At 64.5% G+C, this 15,929-nt stretch carries 12 protein-coding genes and 1 tRNA gene; 4 read left to right on the plus strand and 9 right to left on the minus strand.

All coding sequences use genetic code 11. The features are described 5' to 3' along the window. Positions 1–34: 34 nt before the first annotated feature. Positions 35–1,105: a porin gene (locus ACTJK6_RS13690; protein ID WP_322017294.1), complete on the plus strand. Its 1,071-nt coding sequence runs from the start codon at positions 35–37 to the stop codon at positions 1,103–1,105. 98 nt (positions 1,106–1,203) lie between these two features. Here ACTJK6_RS13690 and ACTJK6_RS13695 read toward each other — a convergent pair whose 3' ends face one another. Further along, on the minus strand, positions 1,204–3,525 hold the full coding sequence (locus ACTJK6_RS13695; protein ID WP_316878981.1) for an NADP-dependent malic enzyme: 2,322 nt from the start codon (positions 3,523–3,525) through the stop codon (positions 1,204–1,206). A gap of 294 nt (positions 3,526–3,819) precedes the next feature. Then, the gene (locus ACTJK6_RS13700) at positions 3,820–4,488 is read right to left on the minus strand and encodes a DUF4136 domain-containing protein (protein ID WP_440839370.1); all 669 of its coding nucleotides are present in this window, start codon (positions 4,486–4,488) and stop codon (positions 3,820–3,822) included. A gap of 163 nt (positions 4,489–4,651) precedes the next feature. Here ACTJK6_RS13700 and pepN point away from each other — a divergent pair, with 163 nt between their 5' ends. The 3 genes from pepN (at position 4,652) to ACTJK6_RS13715 (ending at position 8,581) form a co-directional block, all read left to right on the plus strand. Then, on the plus strand, positions 4,652–7,366 hold the full coding sequence (gene pepN, locus ACTJK6_RS13705; RefSeq protein WP_440839371.1) for an aminopeptidase N: 2,715 nt from the start codon (positions 4,652–4,654) through the stop codon (positions 7,364–7,366). A gap of 46 nt (positions 7,367–7,412) precedes the next feature. Beyond that, positions 7,413–8,429 (plus strand): class 1 fructose-bisphosphatase, encoded by a 1,017-nt coding sequence (locus ACTJK6_RS13710; protein WP_232040504.1) that lies wholly within the window; start codon positions 7,413–7,415, stop codon positions 8,427–8,429. 76 nt (positions 8,430–8,505) lie between these two features. Then, positions 8,506–8,581, plus strand: a tRNA-Thr gene (locus ACTJK6_RS13715). Between the two features lie 153 nt (positions 8,582–8,734). On the opposite strand, the gene ACTJK6_RS13720 is transcribed toward ACTJK6_RS13715, so the two are convergent. From ACTJK6_RS13720 to ACTJK6_RS13750, 7 genes are all read right to left on the minus strand, one after another. Beyond that, a complete protein-coding gene (locus ACTJK6_RS13720; protein ID WP_440817556.1) occupies positions 8,735–10,690 on the minus strand; it encodes a sigma-54-dependent Fis family transcriptional regulator in 1,956 nt (651 codons plus the stop codon). A 155-nt stretch (positions 10,691–10,845) separates the two neighbouring features. After that, positions 10,846–12,426: a GMC family oxidoreductase gene (locus tag ACTJK6_RS13725; RefSeq protein WP_316869871.1), complete on the minus strand. Its 1,581-nt coding sequence runs from the start codon at positions 12,424–12,426 to the stop codon at positions 10,846–10,848. A 33-nt stretch (positions 12,427–12,459) separates the two neighbouring features. Beyond that, complete coding sequence (locus ACTJK6_RS13730) at positions 12,460–13,032, minus strand: gluconate 2-dehydrogenase subunit 3 family protein (RefSeq protein ID WP_440839372.1); 573 nt, start codon at positions 13,030–13,032, stop codon at positions 12,460–12,462. A 74-nt stretch (positions 13,033–13,106) separates the two neighbouring features. After that, entirely contained in the window at positions 13,107–13,889 is a 783-nt protein-coding gene (locus ACTJK6_RS13735) for a lipoate--protein ligase family protein (RefSeq protein WP_260801862.1), read from the minus strand. Beyond that, positions 13,889–14,599 carry a dihydrolipoamide acetyltransferase family protein gene (locus ACTJK6_RS13740; RefSeq protein WP_440839373.1) on the minus strand — a complete coding sequence of 237 codons (711 nt, stop codon included), beginning with the start codon at positions 14,597–14,599 and terminating at the stop codon, positions 13,889–13,891. The genes ACTJK6_RS13735 and ACTJK6_RS13740 overlap by 1 nt, the downstream gene beginning before the upstream one ends. Then, entirely contained in the window at positions 14,596–14,847 is a 252-nt protein-coding gene (locus tag ACTJK6_RS13745; RefSeq protein ID WP_232040559.1) for a lipoyl domain-containing protein, read from the minus strand. The genes ACTJK6_RS13740 and ACTJK6_RS13745 overlap by 4 nt, the downstream gene beginning before the upstream one ends. Continuing rightward, positions 14,844–15,917, minus strand: coding sequence for an alpha-ketoacid dehydrogenase subunit beta (locus tag ACTJK6_RS13750; protein ID WP_440839374.1), 1,074 nt, complete (start codon positions 15,915–15,917; stop codon positions 14,844–14,846). Before ACTJK6_RS13750 ends, ACTJK6_RS13745 begins: the two co-directional genes overlap by 4 nt. Positions 15,918–15,929 lie beyond the last annotated feature (12 nt).

Below are 15,929 nucleotides of genomic sequence, written 5' to 3' on the forward strand. Positions count from 1 at the left end.
CCCGCAGTGATCTTCAACAACAAAGGAGGTAGCAATGCAGTCGAAATTCAAGCGTGGCGTGGCCGCGCTGGCAGTGGCATCGGCACTGGGGGCAGCAAGTGCCGGTGCGCAAGCGCAATCGTCCGTCACGCTGTACGGCCAGGTGGATGCCTGGGCGGGCGCCACCAAGAGTCTGGGCGCATCGGATCGCGCCTGGGGGGTCAACTCGGGCGGGATGTCGACCTCGTACTGGGGTATGAAGGGCAGCGAAGATCTGGGCAACGGCCTGAAGGCGATCTTCACGCTGGAAGCGTTCTTCCGCCCGGACACCGGCAAGTCCGGCCGTTTTGACGGCGATACGTTCTTCGCCCGCAACTCGTTCGTGGGCCTGCAATCGAGCACGTGGGGCTCGATCAAGCTCGGCCGCCTGACGCCACCGTACTTTGTCTCGACGATCCTGTTCAACCCGTTCATCGATTCGTACACGTTCTCGCCGATGGTGTTCCACACGTACCTCGGCAACGGCCTGAGCGGCCCCGGCGGCATCTCGGGCCTGGTTGGCGATTCGGGCTGGAACAACTCGATCATGTACTCCACGCCGGACTTCAACGGCCTGACCGCCAACTTCATCTACGGCGCGGGTGAGCAAGCCGGCCATAACGGCCAGAACAAGTGGGGCGGCAACTTCCTGTACTTCCATGGCAACTTCGCGGCCACGGCAGCCTTCCAGCAAGTGCGCTTCGACGGTGCGCCGGGTGACCTGAACGCGCTGGTGGCAGGCTTCTCGCGCCAGTCGGCGGCGCAACTGGGCGCCACGTACGACTTTGGCGTGGCCAAGGTCTACGGCCAGTACCAGTACATCAAGAACGCCATCAACTCGGGCGATGCGAAGAGCAACGGCGGCCAACTGGGCGTGTCGGTGCCTGTGGGCCCGGGCAGCGTCCTGGCGTCGTACGCGTACACGAAGACCTCGGGTGCGGCTGACGTGAAGCGCAACACGTGGGCAGTCGGCTACGACTACTCGCTGTCCAAGCGCACCGATGTGTACGCCGCGTACATGCGCGACAAGGTGACGAACCTGAGCTCGGCCGACACCTTCGGCGTGGGCATCCGCGCAAAGTTCTAAGCAGTCGGCAGCAAAGAAAAACGGCGCCTGGATTTTCCCCAGGCGCCGTTTTCTTTTGGGCCGCCAACCTTCAGCGGCCCAAATACCGGATCAAACGATCAACGCGTAGCCGACACGTCTGCCACCGCCAGCGCCGTCATGTTGACGATGCGGCGCGATGTGGCCGACGGGTTCAGGATGTGCACCGGCTTGGCCGCGCCCAGCAGGATCGGGCCCACCGTCACGCCCTGCCCGCCCGTGATCTTGAGCAGGTTGAACGCGATGTTGGCGGCATCGAGCGACGGCATCACCAGCAGGTTGGCGCTGCCCGAGAAGGCGCTCTTCGGCAGGAAGTGGTGGCGGATATCTTCCGACAACGCCGCGTCGCCCTGGATCTCCCCTTCCACCTGCAGATCCGGTGCTTCGGTCTTCAGCAGGTCATACGCAGCGCGCATGCGGCGGGCCGAGGCGTTTTTCGACGAGCCGAACATGGAGTGCGACAGCATCGCCACCTTCGGCTCCTGGCCGAAACGGCGCACTTCTTCTGCCGCCAGCTTGGTGATGTCGGCCAGTTCTTCTGCGCTCGGCATCTCGTTGACGAACGTGTCGGTGATGAACAGCGTGTGCTTCTCCAGCATCAGGCCGTTCATGGCCGCGAACACCTTGGCGTTCGGGGCCAGGCCGATCACGTCGCGCACGTGCTCCAGATGGGCGTCAAAGCGGCCGACCGTGCCGCACAGCAGCGCATCGGCATCACCCAGACGCACCAGCAGTGCGCCGATCAGCGTGTTCGAACGGCGCAGCGCCGACTTCGCCATGTCCGGCGTCACGCCGTTGCGGCCCATCAGCTCGTGGTAAGCGGTGTGGTACTGGTGATAGCGGCGATCGTCTTCCGGGTCCACCAGCTCGAAGTGCACGCCCGGCTTCAGGCGCAGGCCCGCCTTCTGGATACGCATTTCAATCACATGCGGGCGGCCGATCAGGATCGGCTTGGCCAGGCCTTCATCGACCACCGTCTGCACGGCGCGCAGCACGCGCTCTTCTTCACCTTCGGCGTACACGACGCGCTTCGGGTTGGCCTTGGCGGCCGAGAACACCGGGCGCATGGTCAGGCCCGTGTGATACACGAAGTCGCTCAGTTGGGCGCGATACGCATCCAGATCCTTGATCGGGCGCGTGGCCACGCCGGACTCTTCCGCGGCCTTGGCGACGGCCGGCGCGATCTTCTCGATCAGGCGCGAATCGAACGGCTTCGGGATGATGTAATCGGGGCCGAAGGTCAGGTCCTGCCCGGCGTAAGCCTGGGCCACGGCGTCGTTCGTTTCGGCTTCCGTCAGTTCCGCGATGGCCTTCACGCATGCCAGCTTCATCTCTTCCGTGATCTTCGTGGCGCCGCAATCGAGCGCACCACGGAAGATGTACGGGAAGCACAGCACGTTGTTGACCTGGTTCGGGTAGTCCGAACGGCCCGTGGCGATGATGCAGTCCGGCCGCGCGGCCTTGGCCACTTCCGGGCGGATTTCCGGCTCGGGGTTGGCCAGCGCCAGGATGATCGGCTTCGGAGCCATGGTCTTGACCATGTCGGCGGTCAGCACGCCGGCGGCCGAGCAGCCCAGGAACACGTCTGCATCGCGCACGATGTCGGCCAGCGTACGGGCCGAGGTGTCCTGCGCGTAGCGCGCCTTGTTCGCCTCCATCTTGGCGTCGCGACCAACGTAGATCACGCCCTTGGAATCCACCACGTAGACATTCTCACGCTTGACGCCCAGGCCCACCATCACGTCCAGGCAGGCAATGGCCGCGGCGCCCGCGCCCGACACGGCCACCTTCACGCTGCCGATGTCCTTGCCGACGACCTTCAAGCCGTTGAGCAGCGCCGCCGACGAGATGATCGCCGTGCCGTGCTGGTCATCGTGAAAAACGGGAATGTTCAGGCGGTCACGCAGCTTCTGCTCGATGTAGAAGCACTCCGGCGCCTTGATGTCTTCGAGGTTGATCCCGCCCAGCGTCGGCTCCAGCGAGGCAATGATGTCGACCAGCTTGTCCGGATCGCGCTCGGCCAGTTCGATATCGAACACATCCACGCCGGCAAACTTCTTGAACAGGCAGCCCTTGCCTTCCATCACCGGCTTGCTGGCCAGCGGGCCGATGTCGCCCAGGCCCAGCACAGCGGTGCCGTTGGTGATCACGCCGACGAGGTTGCCGCGCGAGGTGTACTCCGCCGCCAGCGACGGGTCTTGCTCAATCGCGGTACACGGATACGCCACGCCCGGCGAATACGCCAGCGACAGGTCGCGCTGGTTGATCAGCGCCTTGGTCGGGCGCACCTCAATCTTGCCGCGCGTGGGGGCGCGATGGTATTCAAACGCCGCGCGGCGCAGTTCGGCCTCGGCGCCTTGGTCTTGGGAATCCGGCGAGGCGTCGTGAAGCTTGTCGTTCATAGCAATGAATCCTGATGGGGAGTTCCGCACATGAGGCACACATGCGCTCAGGCAGAAACTCCCTGAGACGAAGTGGCGAAAAACAGTGGGAACAGAGAGAAACCGGGGGTGAGGCCGCACGCGTTGCGCAGCACCGTCAGGAGGGTAGCGACGGGGCGGAGGCGGCGCCGGCCAGGGGTGGCGGTCGGCGCGAGACGGGATGAAGTGACAACGCTCAAGCGAGGTACGGCTGGCGGCCTACAGATTAGGTCACGCATTCTAACGTAGACAGCCGGCCAAAACCCACCCTGGCGCCTACTTGGGTGCCGGCCCGGATGCCGGTTTCGCCGCCGGTTTCACCGATGGATCAACAGGCAGCTCTACGACGATGGGCTGCGCGTTCGGCGCCGGGAAATTGGCAAAGGCGCTGCGTACCAGGTACGGCATCACCGCCGTCAGCGATCCATCCCCACCCTGCGTTTGCGCCGTCACCTGATAAACGCGCTTGCCGGTGGCTGCTTCGTCAATTTCCACGTGATAGGCATAGAACGGCACTTGAACGTTGGTATCGACGTATTGCGGCCCCCACGGGCCCCAGGGTCCCCAAGGGCTGCGCCATGGCCCCCATGGCCCGGGCCCCCAATACGGATCCGGGTACACGGGCTGGCGCACCTGCACGAGCCGCGTGGCGGCCGAGTAGTCCAGGCGGACCAAATAGCGTGCGCTGGCACGGGGCACGCTGGAAAAGCCGTGGGCGGCCAGTTGGTCCGATGTCCAGGTCTCGTAGGTCTGACGTTCGAGATCATTTTGCTGCGCCGCAGTGTGCTCGAAGGCATAGGTGCGCGGCGGGTTGTCGGTCCAGCCGGGTTGCCGGAACGCCGTCACCTGGCTGGTGACCGTGCTCGCGCAGCCCGCCAGCAGGCTGGCCGCCATCAGGGCGCCAGCCATCGGCCAGACGCCCGATGTCTTGATCCATTTCCACATAGAAGATCCCTCTACTCTCAATCAGACAGATGGTCGCGGGCCCCGGAAGCGGGCTGCGCGCGCTCTGTTACTCAGAGTGACGCCCCGCGCGGAAGATTCCCGCCAAGGGCCTGAGTACAATGGCCCTTTGCGACCGCAGACAACGCAGATAAGGATGTTACCGATGTTGCGCACCGATACCGCCGTCACGATTTACCGCAAGGACTACACCGCGCCCGCTTTCCGCATTGACGAAGTGGCCCTGGAGATCGATCTCGTGCCCGAGCGCACTCGCGTCGTCAACCGCATGCGCATGACGCGCACGGATGCCGGCAGGCCGCTCGTGCTGGTGGGTGAGGGGCTGGAACTGGCCGCCGCAACCGTCGACAGCAAAGCGCTTTCCGGCCTGCAAGCCTCGGGCGACACCCTCACCATCGACGCCGTGCCGGCCGATGTTGGCACCAGCTTCACGTTGGAACTCACCACCTACTGCAATCCCGCAGCCAATTCGTCGCTGATGGGCCTGTACGTTTCCAACGGCAACTTCTTCACGCAGTGCGAGGCCGAGGGCTTTCGCAAGATCACCTACTTCCTCGACCGCCCGGACGTGATGACGGTCTACACCGTCACGCTGCGCGCATCGAAGGCGGACTACCCGGTGCTGCTGTCCAACGGCAATCTCATGTCGGAGCGCGACCTGCCGGACGGCCGCCACGAAGCCGTGTGGCACGACCCCTTCAAGAAGCCGTCTTATCTGTTCGCGCTGGTGGCGGGCAAGCTGGAGTGCATCGAAGAGCGCATTCAATCCGCCTCGGGCAAGGAGAAACTGCTGCAGGTCTGGGTCGAGCCGCATGACCTCGGCAAGACCCGCCACGCGATGGATTCGCTCATCCATTCCATCCACTGGGACGAACGCCGCTTCGGCCTGGAGCTGGATCTCGACCGCTTCATGATCGTCGCCGTGGGCGACTTCAACATGGGCGCGATGGAGAACAAGGGCCTGAACATCTTCAACACGAAGTACGTGCTGGCCAATGCGGAGACGGCCACCGATGTGGACTTCGCCAACATCGAATCGGTGGTCGGTCACGAATATTTCCACAACTGGACGGGCAACCGCGTCACCTGCCGCGACTGGTTCCAGTTGAGCCTGAAGGAAGGCCTGACGGTGTTCCGTGATCAGGAATTCTCCGCCGATATGGCGGCACAAGCGGCCGCGCAAGCCGGCAACGAAGCCGCCGCGGCCAGCGCCCGCGCCGTCAAGCGCATCGAAGACGTGCGCGTGCTGCGGCAGGCGCAGTTTCCGGAAGATGCCGGGCCGATGGCCCACCCGGTGCGGCCCGACAGCTACGAAGAAATCAATAACTTCTACACCGTCACGGTGTACGAAAAAGGCGCGGAAGTCGTGCGCATGTACCAGACGCTGCTCGGCCGCGACGGCTTCCGCAAAGGCATGGACCTGTACTTCCAGCGCCACGATGGCCAGGCTGTCACCTGCGACGACTTCCGCGCTGCCATGGCCGATGCCAACGGCCGCGACCTCACGCAATTCGGCCGCTGGTACAGCCAGGCCGGCACGCCGGTCGTGGCAGTCGAAGGACACCACGATGCGGCCACGCACACCTACACGCTCACGCTGCGCCAGCGCTGCGAGCCGGTCGGCATCGAAGTCAACAGCGGCATCCAGAAGCAACCGTTCCACATTCCGTTTGCGGTGGGCCTGATCGACAAGAACGGCCGCGACTTGCCGCTGCGTTTGCGTGGCGAAGCCGCATCGCCCTCGCCCGCGAACACGCGCGTGCTGGACTTCACTGAAACCAAGCAGACCTTCGTCTTCGAAGATGTGGCCGAAGCGCCGCTGCCCTCGCTGCTGCGCAATTTCTCGGCGCCGGTGATCGTTGAATACGGCTATACGACCGAGCAGCTCACGTTCCAGCTCGCGCACGATTCCGACCCGTTCAACCGCTGGGAAGCCGGCCAGCGCCTGGCCACCGACACGCTGCTGCGCATGGTGACGGACATCCAGCACGGCCGCGCGCCGGTGGTGGATCCGGCGCTGGTCGAAGCCCTGCGTGCCGTCGTCGCCGACGCCTCGCTTGATCCGGCCTTCCGCGAGCAGATGCTGATCCTGCCGGCCGAAGGCTATCTGGCCGAGCGCATGGACGTGGCTGATCCGGCTGCCATCCACACCGCACGCCGCACGCTGCGCCGCACGCTGGCAGAAAAGCTCAACGCAGAGTTGCTGCACGCCTATCAGGCCAACCAGACCGAAGGCGCCTACTCGCCCGATGCGGTGTCTGCAGGCAAGCGCGCACTCAAGAACATTGCCCTCGGCTATCTCGTGGAAACCGAAGCCGCCGAGGCGCTGGCCCTGGCCGAACAGCAATATGCCGGCGCCACCAACATGACCGACCGCATGGGCGCCCTCTCCGCAATGGTCACCAGCTATGCCCCGGGCCGCGAAGCGGCGCTGGCTGATTTCTACACGCGCTTTGCCGACGACGCACTCGTCATCGACAAGTGGTTCTCGCTGCAGGCCATGCAGCCGGGCGCCGCCGGCAAGCCGACGCTGGCGACCGTGCGCGCGCTGATGGCCCATCCGGCTTTCACGCTGCGCAACCCGAACCGCGCGCGCTCCCTGATCTTCAGCTTCTGCTCGGGCAACCCCGCGCAGTTCCATGCCGCCGATGGTTCCGGCTATGCCTACTGGGCCGAGCAGGTGCTTGCGCTCGACGCCATCAACCCCCAGGTCTCTGCCCGCCTGGCACGCGCGCTGGACCGCTGGCGCAAATACGTGCCCACGCTGCGCGACGCCATGCAGGACGCGCTCAAGCGCGTGGCGGCACATCCGAGCCTCTCGCGCGACGTGCGCGAGATCGTCGGCAAGGCGCTGGCCTGAATGTCACCGCTTGTATCGTAAAATCGCGCCCGTCTCAGGAGAACCCATGAAGCGCATCAACCTCACCCGCTACCTGATCGAAGAACAGCGCGAGCACAACACCATCCCGGCCGAGCTGCGTCTGCTGCTCGAAGTCGTGGCGCGCGCCTGCAAGGCGATCTCGCACAGCGTCAACAAGGGGGCCCTTGCCGGCGTGCTCGGCTCGGCTGGCACCGGCAACGTGCAAGGCGAAACCCAGCAGAAGCTGGACGTGATCGCCAACGAAGTCCTGCTCGAAGCGAACGAATACGGCGGCAACCTGGCCGCCATGGCCTCGGAAGAGATGGAATCGTTCTACGAGATTCCGCACCGCTATCCGAAGGGCGAATACCTGCTGCTGTTCGATCCGCTCGACGGCTCGTCCAACATCGACGTGAACGTGTCGATCGGCACGATCTTCTCGGTGCTGCACATGCCCAAGGCCGGCGAGGCCGTGACCGAAGCCGATTTCATGCAACCCGGCGTCAAGCAGGTCGCCGCCGGCTATGCCGTGTACGGCCCGCAGACCACGCTGGTGCTGACCGTCGGCAACGGCGTGCACATGTTCACGCTCGACCGCGAAGTCGGCAGCTTCGTGCTGACCCACCGCGACGTGAAGATTCCGGTCGATACAAAGGAATTCGCCATCAACATGTCGAACATGCGCCACTGGGCCCCGCCCGTGCGCCGCTACATCGACGAATGCCTGGCCGGCTCCGAAGGCCCGCGCGGCAAGGATTTCAACATGCGCTGGATCGCTTCGATGGTGGCGGACGTGCATCGCATCCTCACGCGCGGCGGCATCTTCATGTACCCCTGGGACAAGCGCGAACCGGGCAAGGCCGGCAAGCTGCGCCTGATGTACGAAGCCAACCCGATGGCCTTCCTGGTGGAACAGGCCGGCGGCGCGGCCACCAATGGCGAGCAACGCATTCTGGACATCCAGCCCGAACAGCTGCACCAACGCGTGGCGGTGGTCCTGGGGTCAAAGAACGAGGTGGATCGCGTCACGCAATATCACCTCGAAGCCAAGAAAACGGCGTAACGCGGCCATGTGAGACTGTTGTTCCAGCGGTTCTTGCGGAGCGACAAAAAGTTCTGTTAGAATCGCTGTTTCCGACGCCGCTGTAGCTCAGTCGGTAGAGCAGCGCATTCGTAATGCGAAGGTCACCAGTTCGATTCCGGTCAGCGGCACCAGAATAAAAAAAAAGGGTTACAGGTTCTGCCTGTAACCCTTTTTGTATTTCTGCCTGGCCGATGGTGTCCACCGGCATCTCCCCCGCAAGTAATCCAATTCGCCCCCACCCAAGGCAACTAACTGGCGCCCTTCCCCCTCCTAGCGCGCCCCGCCTATTGCTGATTCGGCGCAACAATCCCGAACCGTTCCATCTGCCGATAAACCGTCGCGCGCGCGATGCCAAGCTCGTGCGCAACGTGGGTGATGCGCCATTTGTTCCGGCGCAGTGCCGCCAGCAGGATTTCCCGCTCGTTGTCCGGTGCGGCATCGGCCACGATGGAAGCTGCGGCGGCCGTAGCGTCCGTCGTGCTTTCGAGCACCTCCGGCGGCAATGCGTCGACATCGATCAGGCCGTCGTCGCTCATGGCCAACGCAAAGCGCAGCACGTTGCGCAACTGCCGGACGTTGCCCTGCCACGGGTAGCTGCGCAGCACCGCCAGCGCGGCCGGCGCGAGTTGCGCGTGCATGTCCAGCTGGCGCGCTTCTTCTTCGACGATACGGGCGATCAGGTAATCCTTGTCGCAGCGCTCGCGCAGCGTCGGCAGGTGCAGCGTTGCGCCGCATAGCCGGTAGTAGAGATCTTCACGGAAGCGCTGCTCGGCAATCAGTTGGCGCAGATCGCGATGGGAGGCGGCAATCACGCGCAGGTCGACCGGAATCGGCTTTTCGGAGCCTAGCGGCATCACCTCGCGCTCGGACAGCACGCGCAGCAGCCGGCTCTGCAGATGCAGCGGCATGTCGCCAATTTCGTCGAGGAACAGCGTACCGCCGTCTGACTGGGCGATCAGGCCACGCATGCCCTTGCTGCGTGCGCCGGTGAAGGTGCCGGGCGTGTAGCCGAACAGTTCGCTCTCGATCAGCGATTCAGGAATGGCGGCGCAATTGACCGCGACAAACGCCTTGCCGCGACGCTCGCTCGCCGTGTGCAGCGCCTTGGCCAGGACTTCCTTGCCGGTGCCGGTCTCGCCTTGTACCAGGATGTTGAGCGGCTTGTTGGCCAGGCGCTTGGCCTGCAGGATCAGCCGCTGCATCTGGGGGTCGTCGGCGCCCAGCGCCTCCAGCGCAGCACTGGCCTCGGGGCTCGGCAACACCGACTGAGCCGCCGCTGCGGACGGCATAGACGGCTTGCCGGGCGCGCCGCGCGGCGGGATCCCCGTCGCGTAATAGAGCCCGTGATCGAACATCCGAATTGCCGTGCGCTCGGATGACGTGCCAGCCCGGGCGATGCGCCACAGCTCGCTCATGTTTTCGCGAAACACTTCGGTCAGCAGGTGGCCACGCACATCGGCGTGCGGATCGCTCTCGAGCCGCAGCTTGCGCCGCCCGCCGCTGTTGATGCCGCGAATCACACCGTTGGCATCGAAGGCGACCATGATTTCGCTGTCCACATCCACCAGCGACCACGTTGACCCCAGCCGCAAGATCCACTGATCGCGGAAGTAGCGCAGGAAGTTCGCGTCTTCGATCTTCTGCGCGTACATGGCGGTCATCTGCAGCGCGAGGTGTTGCCCTTCGCGCGGCGCCGGCGCACTCAGCGCAGACACATCGAGCACGCCCAGGAAGTTGCCCGTCGGGTCAAACAGCGGCGCGCTGTTGCAGGTGAGCGTGATATGGCATGCGTCGAAATGATCGGTCTGATGACACGTTACCGGGGCCTGCTCGACGATGCAGGTGCCGACCGCACAGGTGCCGGCGCGTGACTCACTCCAATCGGCCCCCAGGTACAGGCCCGAACGTTTCAGTTCGCGGTCGAGGTTGTCGTTACCGATGAAGTCGACCGTGACACCGTAGGCATCGGTCAGCAGCAGCACGTAGTCGAGGCCGGAGACGCGCTTGTAGAGCTGCTCCATGCCGGTACGCGCGACGCTCAGGAAGTCCTCGATCTGGTCCTTGTGTTCGCGCAGGCGCTGTGCCTCGACGATGTAGGCGGGTGTGGGGCGGCTCGGGTCGCGGCCGTAGTCGTCCAGGCAGCGCCGCCATGAGCGCTCGATGACGCCCTGCGCCTCGCCCGGCTGCTGCGAGAAGGCGAGCAGCCGCTCGATATGTGCGCGGTGTGCTTTTTGCTGCACGACTGTCTCCTTAGCCGCCGCATTTGAAGGGTGCGATGCCCGCGCCGCCGGTCTTTTGCCGGCCTTTGGGGCGAGGGCGGATGCGGTTCTACGCTAATCGATTTACCCGGTTGCCGCAACGTAGCGGCGCTGCACAGGCAACCGGGCAGACTGGCTTAGATCTCCCTCCGGTTCAATGCCCCGGCAATGTATTCGGCCTGCCGGATCGCCAGAGCCACGATGGTGAGCGTGGGGTTGGCCGCTGAACTCGACGTGAACTGGCTGCCATCGGAAATGAACAGATTCTTCACATCGTGTGCCTGGCCCCAGCGGTTGACCACGCCATCGCTGGCCTTCGCGCTCATGCGGTTGGTGCCCATGTTGTGGCTGGCAGGATAGGCAGGCATGTCGATCACGCGCGTTGCGCCCACCGCCTCCGACACCTTGCGCCACTGCACCAGACCATGAGCGGTAATTTTTTCGTCGTTCTCGTGATAGGTCTTGGTGACGATCGGAATGGGCAGACCGTACTGGTCTTTCTCCGTGGGGTGCAGCGTGATGGTGTTCTGCTCGCGGGCCATGTCTTCACCGCAGACCCACACGCAGCTCATGTGGTCGTACATCTCCATGGCCGATGTGAAGTCGCGCCCCCAGCCGCCCGGCTTCATGAATGCGGCCGTGTACGGCAGATGAATGGCCAGGCCTTCGAGATAATAGCCGCCGACAAATCCGCGCTTGGTATTGAGCGGCACCTCATCGGCCACCACCGCCGCAATGTCGAAGCCGCGATACATGTAGACCGGCTTCTTGTGGATCGACACCGCCGCTGCCGTCGCGTGGTTCATGTAGTTCTTGCCCACCTGCCCTGAAGAGTTTGCGAGCCCGTCGGGGAACATGCTCGACGCCGAGTTCAGCAGCAGCCGCGGCGACTCGATGGAGTTGCCTGCCACGCAGACCACCCGTGCCTTCTGCAGTTGCTTGCGGCCCTTGCTGTCGACATAGAGCACACCATTGGCGCGACCCTGCTTGTCATGCTGGATCTGAAGCACCATCGACTCGGGACGCAGTTCGACATTGCCCGTGGCCTGGGCACGCGGCACTTCGGTGTAGAGCGTCGACCATTTCGCGCCGATCTTGCAGCCCTGCATGCAGAAGCCGATCTGCATGCAGCCCGGGCGACCGTCGTACGGTTCGGAGTTCGACGCCGCCGGCCGCACGATGTGCTTGTAGCCGACCTTCTTTGCCCCCGCCTCGATCACCTTGTAGTGATTGTTGGGCGGCATGGGGGGCAAGCCGCTGGCCTTGGTGCCGCACACGCCCATCTTCTTCTCGGCCAGTTCGTAGTAAGGCTCAAGCTCGGACAGCGTGATCGGCCAATCCAGCACATTAGCCCCGTCGATGGCGCCGTACGTGGTCTTGGTGTGGAAGTCGTGTTCCTGAAAGCGCAATGCCACGCCCGACCAGTGCACCGTAGAGCCGCCCACGCCCTTCACGATCCACGCAGGCAGGTTCGGATACGTCTTGGTGTGGTGCCAACCGCCCGCCGAGATGCGTTTGTCCAGCCACGAGATCTTGTTGAACATGGCCCATTCGTCGTTCTCGAAATCGGCCTGCGTGTAGTGCTTCCCCGCTTCCAACACCACGCATTTGACACCGCGCTGCGCCAGCTCGTTGGCCAGCGTGCCGCCGCCCGCGCCCGAGCCGACGATCACGACGACGCTGTCGTCGTCGAGTGAAAACTTTGCCTGATCCGTCATGATGGTTGTCTCCGTTTTTTTATGTGCCGAGGCTTAGAGCCAATCGATGTCGTCAAAGCCGCGGTGCAGGTAGCCGCCCTTCTGCCACGACGAGCCCTCGTAGCCGAACAGGGGCCAGAGTTTCTTGTTGTTGTAGAGGCCGGTCACCAGATCGCCCTGGACCTTCTTGAAGAAAGGCGTGGACTCGATGTCCTTGAGCAGTACCACGCGTTCGTTCTCGGTCTTCACCTGGGCATAGGGCACGCCATAACGTTGCTTGGCGCGTTGGTCCAGGTCGCGCACGCCATCGATCAGCAGCGCCTTCACTTCGGGGGCCTTGCCTGCGGCCGCGTCATAGGGCGCGACCGCCTCCACGTAGAACTTCTCGGCCAGCTTGTCGTGCGGATAGATGTCGCGCGCCATGCGCACCAGCGTCTTGCCGGTGACGGTGCCCAGACGAGGAAAGCTCTGCTCGACCACCACATCCTTGGTGACCGCCATGGCCGCGGGGACGACCGTGACGCTGATGGCGGCCAAGCCGCCACCGCGCAGAAAGCCGCGTCGCGACACCTTGGGTTGCTTGTCCAAAACACGCATGGCAGCGCCAGCGGCTAGCGTGGGTTTCATGTTGGTTGCCTCCGTTATCGGGCGTGCACAGCGCGCGCCTTATCTTGTTGAAATGCACAACGTTGACCGCCAGCTCACGGGCCTGCTATGGCGGATCGAGTTAACTGCGCCGAATGCGGCACGCGGCGGGAATGACGGGATTCACTCGTGGGCTCATGCTCGCCAAGCACATCGACGAGCATGTGGTGCAGACCTTCGGCCAGCACCGTCGCCAGCAGCGGCGCACCCAGCTGCTCGGCACACGACGTCGTGCAGGCCTGCAGGCGCTGGGCATCCGCCGGGTTCGCCCCCAATGCAGCGCACAGCAGCGGCCACTCGGGCGACGCGATGAGCGTGCCGCACGTCAGCAGCACACCCGTGCGCCGGCGCACCTGCGCGAGGCCGACGATCTTGCGTTGCCCGACCACCACCTCCCATGGCGACAGCGAACCGAAGCAGGCCCACTTGAGCGACGGGGCCGGCGATGCCAACCGCACTTCCTCCGGCGGCACTGCATAGGCCGGAATGCCGAGATCTCGCAGCAGCCCTGCGTGCAGCACGCCCAGCCATCGGTAGCTCGACACCGTGCCGGTGCCCGCGACGAGCGGATGATCGGCGGGCAGCACGATCGACGCCGACAACATCCAGGGCCCGGCCAGCACTGCGCCACCCCCCGCGTCCCGCACAACTACTGGCGTGGCACCGCCTGCCATGCCCGGATGCAAGGCCGCCTGCGCGCGGCCCAGGACAACACCGGGCCCCGCATACGTCCACAGCCGCACCGCAGGCCGCTGGACCGGCTGCGCAAGTTGCGCGCGGTTCCAGTCCTGCTCTTCTGCGCAGTGGATTCCGTCGGAGAGAAAGTCGGGCGCGAGCATCACAGGCCTTCGAGGGTTTCCAGCCGCGTCTTCAGATCGGTCAGGAAGCGTGCGGCCGGGTAGCCATCCACCGCGCGGTGATCAAAGATCAGATGCAGGCCCATCATTGGCGCGATCACGATGCTGTCGTCCTTGACCACCGCCCGCTTGGCAACACGCGTCACACCGAGGATGGCCACCTGCGGCACGTTGATGATGGGCGTGAAGCTGTCGATGCCCGTCATGCCGAGATTGGTCACGGTGAATGTGCCGTGCTGATAGCTGCCGGCCGACAACGTGCCAGCACGGGCGCCCGCCGCCAGACGGCGACTTTCGGCGGCAATGTCGGCCACTGACTGCGTATCGACATTGCGCAGCACCGGCACCATAAGCCCTTCGCCCAGGCTGACAGCCAGGCCGATGTTGACCTCGGGCATCAGCTCGATCTCTTTCTCCTGCAGGCGTGCGTTCAGGCGCGGATGCTCGCGCAGTGTCAATGCCAACGCACGCAGCACGAAGGCCGTCAGCGTGACCTTGCACTGCGGCCCGAGCTGTTGCTGCAGAGCCTGCACGGCGGCCTCCAGCCGTGTCGCCTCCACCTCGATCGACTGCGCCACGCGTGGCACCTGCCAGGCGGCGCTCATGGTGCGGGCGATGGCACCGCGCATGCCGGAAAGCGGCACGACACGACGCTCGCCGGCATCCGGCACGAAAGCCAGGGCCTGACTCATGCTTTCGGCTCCAGCCGCGCGAGCACAGCGCCGCGCCCGAAGGTGTCCTGGGCAGCCACCTCCAGCGCAGCAACAACGCCATCTGCAGGCGCTGCCACCTCGTGCGTGGTCTTGACCAGCTCGACCACCGCCAGTGCCTGGCCCGCGCTCACCACATCGCCGGGTTTGACCAGCCAATCCTGCAACAGGGCCTCGGTGCCGTCTTCAACGTCCTGCCAGACGGCGTCGGACATCACGATGTCGATCATGCTGCTTCTCGCTTGAGTGAATAGGAAACGGGTTGGTGCTGCACCAGCGCACGCACCTGGGCGACGATGCTGTCGACCTGTGGAATGACGAACTGCTCGAGCGGTCGCGAGTACGGGATGGGCACGTCGGGCACCGCCAGCCGCCGCACGGGCGCGCGCAATGCCACGGTGTCGAGGTTCTCCGCGACGATGGCGGCAATCTCGCCCGACAGGCCGAAACTCAGGTAATCCTCGTCGGCCACCAGCAGACGGCCGGTCTTGGCCACCGAGCGCAGCACGGCCTGGCGGTCGAGCGGCACGATGGTGCGAAGGTCGATCACCTCGACATCGATGCCCTCGGCCGCCAGTTGCTCGGCTGCCAGCAGCGACTTCTGCACCATCTGCGAGAGCGTGACGATGGTCACGTCGCGGCCTTCGCGTGCCACGCGGGCCTGCCCGAAGGGAATCGTGTAGGCCTCTTCTGGGACCGCGTTCGTGCTGCCCTCGAAATAGGACATCCACGACAGGCCCATGATGCCCTTGTGGTAGCAGAAGATGACCGGGTTATCGTCGCGGATGGCCTGGGTCATCAGGCCCTTGGCGTCATAAGCGTTGGACGGCACGACCACCTTCATGCCCGGCATGTGGGCAAAGCTGGCGTACAGACATTGCGAGTGCTGGGCCGCATCGTTGTAGCCCCCGCCGATGCCGGTCGTGATGACCGCCGGCAGCGCAACACGGCCGCCGGACATGTAGGTGTTCTTCGCCAGGTGGTTGTAGATCTGGTCAAAGCACACACCGAAGAAATCCACGAACATCAGTTCTGCAATGGGGCGCAACCCTTCTGCCGCCGCGCCGAGCGCAGCGCCGATAAACGCCGTCTCTGAGATCGGCGTGTCCATGATGCGATCCGGCCCGAAGCGGTCGAGCAGCCCGGTGGTGGCGCTGAAAATGCCGCCGTACTTGCCGATGTCTTCGCCCATGACGAAGACACGCTGGTCGCGTTCCATTTCCTGGCCGATCGCTTCGGAAATGGCCTGCGCCATGGTGAGGGTGCGCGCGCCCTGCGCCGCGCCTTGTGAGGATTGCATGGTGAGTCTCCT

The organism is Ralstonia sp. 22086 (assembly GCF_052045975.1).
Classification (GTDB): Bacteria; Pseudomonadota; Gammaproteobacteria; order Burkholderiales; family Burkholderiaceae; genus Ralstonia; species Ralstonia wenshanensis.